Origin of the sequence: Butyricicoccus sp. (assembly GCF_050872565.1) — a bacterium.
Classification (GTDB): Bacteria; Bacillota; Clostridia; order Oscillospirales; family Butyricicoccaceae; genus Butyricicoccus_A.
The window spans coordinates 1-6,552 of sequence record NZ_JBNMHC010000107.1 but is presented as its reverse complement, the minus strand read 5'-3'; the positions used below and the strand labels follow the sequence as shown (position 1 = coordinate 6,552).

Sequence of the window (6,552 nt, the reverse complement as noted above, 5' to 3'; positions counted from 1 at the left end):
TGAACGAAGAAGCATCCAATGTCTCGCAGGGTCAGAAACAGCTGCTCACGATTGCCCGCGCCATTTTGGCGGATAATCCGATTTTGATTCTTGATGAAGCGACATCTTCTGTCGATACACGTACCGAACAGTTGATTCAGGATGCGATGGCACATTTGATGCAGGGACGCACATCGTTCGTCATTGCCCATCGTCTGTCTACCATTCGAGATGCCGATTTGATTCTTGTTATGAAGGATGGCGACATCATCGAACAGGGCACCCATCAGCAGCTTTTGGACAAAAACGGGTTCTATGCGAATCTGTATCAGTCGCAGTTTGAGGAAGCAGTTAGTTAATATTGTCTCATTTGAGAAGCCGGTTGCAGTTTTGCAACCGGCTTCATAAATTGTTTACAAAAACATGCGGATTTGTTGCTTTTTGCACGGATACGGTATGATACAATAAAAACAAGATAGAAACACGTTTTTGAGGTGAGATTTTATGAAGTACAGGCTCATGGCATTTATGGCAGGCAGAAACGGATTTGATGCCCTGTCCAATACGCTGGTTTGGGCATCGATTATCGCTATGTTTGCGAGCCGATGGATTCCCAATCAGGTGGCGCACATGATTGTGTATTATCTGGCTGTCTTTGTTTTTGTTTACGGATATTTCCGCATTATGTCGCGCAATCTTCCCAAACGACAGATGGAAAACATGGCGTTTGTCGGATTTTTCCAGCGCAGAAAGCTGAATTTTCAGCAGAGAAAGACGCATAAGTTTTTCGGCTGTCCACAGTGCAAGGCGACACTCCGCGTGCCGAAGGGAAAAGGCAAAATTACGATCACTTGTAACTGCTGCGGCAGACAATTTACCAGAAGAAGCTGAGGAATCTATACATGCAAGATCCATATTCCGTACTCGGTGTGTCCAGAAATGCATCGGAGGAGGAAATTAAAGCGGCATATCGAAAGCTGGCGAGAAAATATCATCCAGATTTACATCCGGGAGATGAGGCGGCTGCCAAGAAGATGAATGAAATCAATCAGGCATATGAACAAATTCGGCATCCGCAGCAACAACAAACCAATGCTGGGTATCAGCAGTACACACAACATACAGGTTATACCGGATACACGGGCAGTCAAGGTCAAAATTTTCAAGAAAACTTTGACCCGTTTGCTTGGATGTTTGGTCAGAATTGGCAGCAAAACCAATACACCTATCAACAATATCAACGCGATCAAAGACAGCAGTATCAGCCGCGCAGACGGCACAGCGGGCTATTGTATCTCTTGATTTTCTTTTTCCTTTTGAATTTCATCGGAAGATTGTTGTTCGGCTCGGTTTACCGGCAGCCGACGTACAGATATTATCAGACCTATCCATATTCCCAGACGCAGCCGTATACACCGGATACCAATCCGTATGCACAGGATGGAACCGATGGTGCGACGCAGCAGAACCGGACATATCAATGGCAGTAAGTAACAGAGGAGAGAAATACCATGTCGAAGATTATCGGAATTGATTTAGGCACCACAAATTCTTGTGTTGCCGTATACGAGGGAGGAGAGCGTGTCATCATCCCGAATGCGCAGGGCGGAAGAACCACGCCTTCCGTTGTTGCCTTTACCAAAGAGGGAGAACGGCTTGTCGGCGAAACGGCAAAACGGCAGGCAGCAGTCAACCCAGAACGCACCATTTCTTCGATTAAACGCGACATGGGCACGGATCGCCGCATCTCTATTGATGGCAAACAGTATTCTCCGCAAGAAATCTCTGCTATGATTCTGCGGCAGCTCAAAAGCGATGCAGAGGTTTATTTGGGCGAGCCGGTGACGGAAGCGGTTATCACGGTTCCAGCGTATTTTACCGATGCCCAGCGGCAGGCAACCAAGGATGCCGGAACAATCGCGGGACTGCATGTACAACGGATCATCAACGAGCCGACATCCGCGGCGCTTGCTTACGGTATTGACAAGGAACAGGCACAGAAAATCCTCGTTTACGATTTGGGCGGCGGCACATTCGATGTATCCGTCTTGGACATCAATGACGGTGTGATTGAAGTGCTGGCAACGGCGGGAAATAATCGGCTTGGCGGCGATGATTTTGACAAATGTGTCTGCGATTATCTCTTGCAGGAGTTCAAAAAGGCTGAAGGGATAGACTTGAGCCGCGATGCGGCGGCCATGCAGCGCGTGCGGGAGGCAGCAGAGAAAGCGAAAAAAGAGCTGTCTTCTGCGTTGACAACAGAAATTACCCTGCCGTACATTGCAGTCAAGCGCGGTGAACCCAAGCATTTGCAGATGACCTTGACACGGGCAAAGTTTAATGAACTGACCAATCATTTGGTACAGGCAACGTTAGACCCGGTTTATCAGGCTGTGGCGGATTCCGGACTCAATTTGCCGGACATCAGCAAGGTGTTAATGGTTGGCGGCTCTAGCCGCATTCCGGCAGTCAATGAAGCAGTACAGAAATTGACGGGACGACAGCCGTTTAAGGGCATTAATCCGGATGAGTGCGTTGCGCTGGGTGCTTGTTTGCAGGGCGGTGTGCTGTCCGGTGAAGTCAAGGGCTTGCTCTTGCTCGATGTCACACCGTTGTCTCTGGGTATTGAAACAGTTGGCGGTGTATTTACCAAGCTGATTGACAAAAATACCACGATTCCAATTAAAAAGAGCCAGATTTTCACCACTGCTGGAGCTTTTCAGAAGCGGGTAAAGGTCAATGTGCTGCAGGGTGAACGCCCGATGGCAAAACAGAATAAAAGTCTGGGTTCCTTTATGCTCGGCGGCATCAAGCGGTCTGCAACCGGTATGCCGCAGATCGAAGTGACGTTTGAAATCGACACAAACGGCATCGTCAATGTATCTGCTCGTGATTTGACAACGGGAAAAATGCAGGAAATCACAGTAACCGGATCGAATAATATGAGCCAAGCGGATATTCAGCAAGCCATTCATGATGCAGAACAGTATGCCACGGAGGACAATAAAGTCCGCGCAGGCATGGAATACAAGGCAAAATTAGAGCAATTGACCTATCAGGCGGCAGAAAAGCGCAAGACGATGGATCGTGCACAGAAAAAGCAGTTGGATGCAGCGGTAAAGGAAGCGAGACATGCTTTGCGGAAAAAAGAGCCGGAGCAAATGGCTGCCGCTGCTGCCGCGCTGGAACAGCTGGTCAGCGCATAAACAAAATGGTCTGGTAAAATACGCCTAAGATTGTAGTTAGAACTTGCTTTTTTGTGCATTTTGTATTACATTATAAAAGAAGCAAAAAAACAAACGGCGGGGAAAGCGTCGTTTTTTAGGAGGAAATATCGTGGGCAAAGTTATTTTAACCGGTGACCGTCCGACCGGCAAACTGCATCTGGGACATTATGTTGGTTCCCTGAAGCGCCGCGTAGAGCTGCAAAATTCCGGCGAATATGATAAGATCTTTATTATGGTTGCAGATACACAAGCATTGACCGACAATGCAGACAATCCGGAAAAAATTCGTCAGAATATTCTGGAAGTTGCACTGGATTATCTGTCTTGTGGTTTGGATCCGGCAAAATCGACGCTGTTCATTCAGTCTCAGGTGCCGGAGCTGACCGAATTGACCATGTATTATATGAATCTGGTCACTGTATCTCGTTTGCAGCGCAATCCTACCGTAAAATCTGAAATTCAGATGCGCAATTTTGAAGCAAGCATTCCGGTTGGATTCTTTACCTATCCGATCAGCCAGGCATCCGACATTACAGCGTTCCGGGCAACAACGGTTCCGGCCGGTGAGGATCAGATGCCGATGGTAGAACAGACCCGTGAAATTGTGCATAAGTTCAACAGCGTATACGGCGAGACATTGGTTATGCCGAATATTCTGCTGCCGGACAATCAGGCTTGCCTGCGTCTGCCGGGCACTGACGGCAAGGCAAAGATGTCAAAGTCTCTGGGCAACTGCATTTATCTGTCTGATGATCCGGAAGATGTTCGCAAGAAGGTCATGAGCATGTATACCGATCCGGAGCATATCCGCGTACAGGATCCGGGCAAGATTGAGGGCAACACCGTATTTACTTATCTGGATGCTTTCTGCCGTCCGGAGTATTTTGCAGAGTTCTGGCCGGAGTATGCAAATTTGGATGAGGTCAAGGAGCATTATCAGCGCGGCGGCTTGGGCGATGTGAAGGTAAAGAAGTTCCTGAACAACGTCTTGCAGGCAGAGCTGGAGCCGATTCGTGCTCGCCGCAAGGAATATGAGAAGGATATTCCGGCAGTATATGAAATTCTCAAGAAGGGCAGCGAGGTTGCTCGTGCAGAGGCAGCAGAAACCCTGCATGATGTTCGCGCAGCTATGAAGATCAACTACTTTGAAGATGCAGAGCTGATTGCTTCGCAGGCTTCTAAGTACGGCAAATAAATCACAACATGACAAAAAGCATCCCGATATGGGATGCTTTTTTGCGTTGTTAATGCTTTTTTATATGGTCAACCCCAGCGGCTGGACAGCGCGTGAGAGAATGCCGTTGACATAGGAAATCAAAATACCGTAGTTGGTCATGGGGATTCCCTCGTCTTGTGCGTGCGCAATGCGGTATTTCATTTCCCGTTCATTGAGCATACATCCGCCGCAGTGCACGATCAGTTGGTACGGGGATAAATCATCCGGAAACGAGCCGCCGCTGGTAAATGCAAAATGCAGCGATTTTCCGGTATACGTTTCTATCCATTTTGGCAGCTTGACCGTGCCAATATCATCACATTGCCGATGATGGGTGCAGCCTTCTGCGATTAAGACGGTATCTCCGTCTTTTAGTTGATCCAGTGCCGTGACACCGTGTACAGCGCTGTCTAAGCGTCCCTTGTATCGCGCAAACAAAATGGAGAAGGACGTGAGCGGAACGTCTTTCGGCGTGTCCGCAGAGACACGCTTGAACGCTTGACTGTCTGTGACAACCATGCGCGGCGGCTGTCCGAGTTTTTCCAGCGTTGCTTTTAATTCCGTGTCTCGACAGACAATGGCATTGGCACCAGCTTCCAAAATATCACGGATAGTCTGCTGCTGCGGCAAAATCAACCGCCCTTTTGGTGCGGCAGAGTCAATCGGAACAACAAGTACAACGAAATCATTGGGCTGCAAGAGATCTGCAATAATGCGCCGCCCATTGCCTTCGGTCGGAACGAGGTGTGCAATCGCTTCTTTGAGAGCATAAATTCCTGCGCCGGTTGCCGCACTGACATAGCGCTGTGCTGCTGTATCTGCCGGGACGGCGTCTAACAAATCGCATTTGTTCATTGCAAGAATATGTGGGATTTTTTTGGCTTCCAAGCGAGCAAGTAACTCTTGATGGGCATCGGTTATGCCTTCTGATGCATCGACGACAACTACCGCCAAATCACATTTGTTTAGGACTTGCATCGCTTTCCGAATGCGCTGTGCGCCCAGATCACCGACATCGTCCAGACCCGGCGTGTCAATCATAACAACAGGACCCAGCGGCAGCAGCTCCATGGCCTTGGAGACGGGATCTGTCGTCGTTCCGGCAACGTCTGAGACAATGGCAAGATCTTGTCCGGTCAGAGCATTGATGAGACTGGATTTTCCGGCATTGCGTTTGCCGAAAATACCGATATGTACGCGTTCGGCATTGGGGGCTGTGTTCATGCTCATAGAATCACCTCAAATTCAGAATAATTCCTAGATTTCGTTGTCTTTATTATACCGCAGGAACACCATTTCGTAAAGGGCACTTAAAGAGTATGACGCTGCTGATTGAGCGAGTCGCGATACAGCTTACCGGCAGCCTGTTTTCTGCGGGGACGATGCCGCGGATGAACAATCAGATTACCTTGCCAAAATGTCTTCATAAAAATACCTCCCCAAACAGGATATGCCAGATTGGCGCAGAATATTCTCTTTGAGATAGGGAAAGCTATCACATAGGTGATGTGGTTTGAATCAGATACAAAAAACAATGATTTTGATGGCATATGGTTTTTGGGGGTATCCGTTTTTAGAAATTTTATTCCGAGGATGGTCACACTGGTCGATGGCGCTGGCGGGCGGTATTTGTTTCGGATTGATGGGATGGATTTCCGATTGTCTGTGGCAATATTGTCTGCTTCTTCGCGCAGTAGCAAGTGCTGTCGCTGTGTTATTTGTCGAGTTTATTTTTGGATGTATTTTTAATTTGGGAATGCAGCTGCATGTTTGGGATTATTCCGGTGAGCTGGGCAATTTGGCGGGGCAAATCTGCATCAAGTATAGCCTCGTTTGGTTTGCACTGAGTATTCCGCTGGTTTGGCTGGCAGATCGCTTGCCGATAGATTCTGCGAAAAAATGCAAAAAGTCTGCTTGCAAGCAGCGCAAAATCGGCATATAATAGCAGACATATACACGAGAAAGGGGACAGGCACTTATGCTGCTTGCAATCAATATACAAAATTCAGCGATTACACTGGGGTGTTTTGACAGACAGGGAAAATTGTGCGTCGTTTCTCATATTGCATCAGAGACCCGACAGACGGCGGATCAATATGCCTGTCAAATAGACAGTGTGCTGCGCTTGCG

Annotated in this window: 7 protein-coding genes; 6 read left to right on the top strand and 1 reads right to left on the bottom strand. The window is 48.2% G+C overall.

Annotation, left to right across the window (positions count from 1 at the left end; genetic code table 11):
• The 5 genes from ACR0P9_RS06005 to trpS all read left to right on the top strand — a co-directional run.
• On the top strand, positions 1 to 338 hold a 338-nt coding region (locus ACR0P9_RS06005), incomplete at its 5' end, for an ATP-binding cassette domain-containing protein (protein WP_432618260.1).
• A gap of 145 nt (positions 339 to 483) precedes the next feature.
• Entirely contained in the window at positions 484 to 870 is a 387-nt protein-coding gene (locus ACR0P9_RS06000) for a hypothetical protein (protein WP_432618258.1), read from the top strand.
• Positions 871 to 881: 11 nt separating this feature from the next.
• Positions 882 to 1,469 carry a DnaJ domain-containing protein gene (locus ACR0P9_RS05995; RefSeq protein WP_432618256.1) on the top strand — a complete coding sequence of 196 codons (588 nt, stop codon included), beginning with the start codon at positions 882 to 884 and terminating at the stop codon, positions 1,467 to 1,469.
• A gap of 21 nt (positions 1,470 to 1,490) precedes the next feature.
• Positions 1,491 to 3,185 (top strand): molecular chaperone DnaK, encoded by a 1,695-nt coding sequence (gene dnaK / locus ACR0P9_RS05990; RefSeq protein ID WP_432618254.1) that lies wholly within the window; start codon positions 1,491 to 1,493, stop codon positions 3,183 to 3,185.
• A 130-nt stretch (positions 3,186 to 3,315) separates the two neighbouring features.
• The gene (gene trpS / locus ACR0P9_RS05985) at positions 3,316 to 4,401 is read left to right on the top strand and encodes a tryptophan--tRNA ligase (RefSeq protein WP_432618252.1); all 1,086 of its coding nucleotides are present in this window, start codon (positions 3,316 to 3,318) and stop codon (positions 4,399 to 4,401) included.
• A gap of 60 nt (positions 4,402 to 4,461) precedes the next feature.
• On the opposite strand, the gene hydF is transcribed toward trpS, so the two are convergent.
• Complete coding sequence (gene hydF, locus ACR0P9_RS05980; protein WP_432618250.1) at positions 4,462 to 5,652, bottom strand: [FeFe] hydrogenase H-cluster maturation GTPase HydF; 1,191 nt, start codon at positions 5,650 to 5,652, stop codon at positions 4,462 to 4,464.
• 283 nt (positions 5,653 to 5,935) lie between these two features.
• Here hydF and ACR0P9_RS05975 point away from each other — a divergent pair, with 283 nt between their 5' ends.
• Positions 5,936 to 6,364, top strand: a complete 429-nt coding sequence (locus ACR0P9_RS05975; protein ID WP_432618248.1) for a putative ABC transporter permease — start codon at positions 5,936 to 5,938, stop codon at positions 6,362 to 6,364.
• Positions 6,365 to 6,552: the final 188 nt, after the last annotated feature.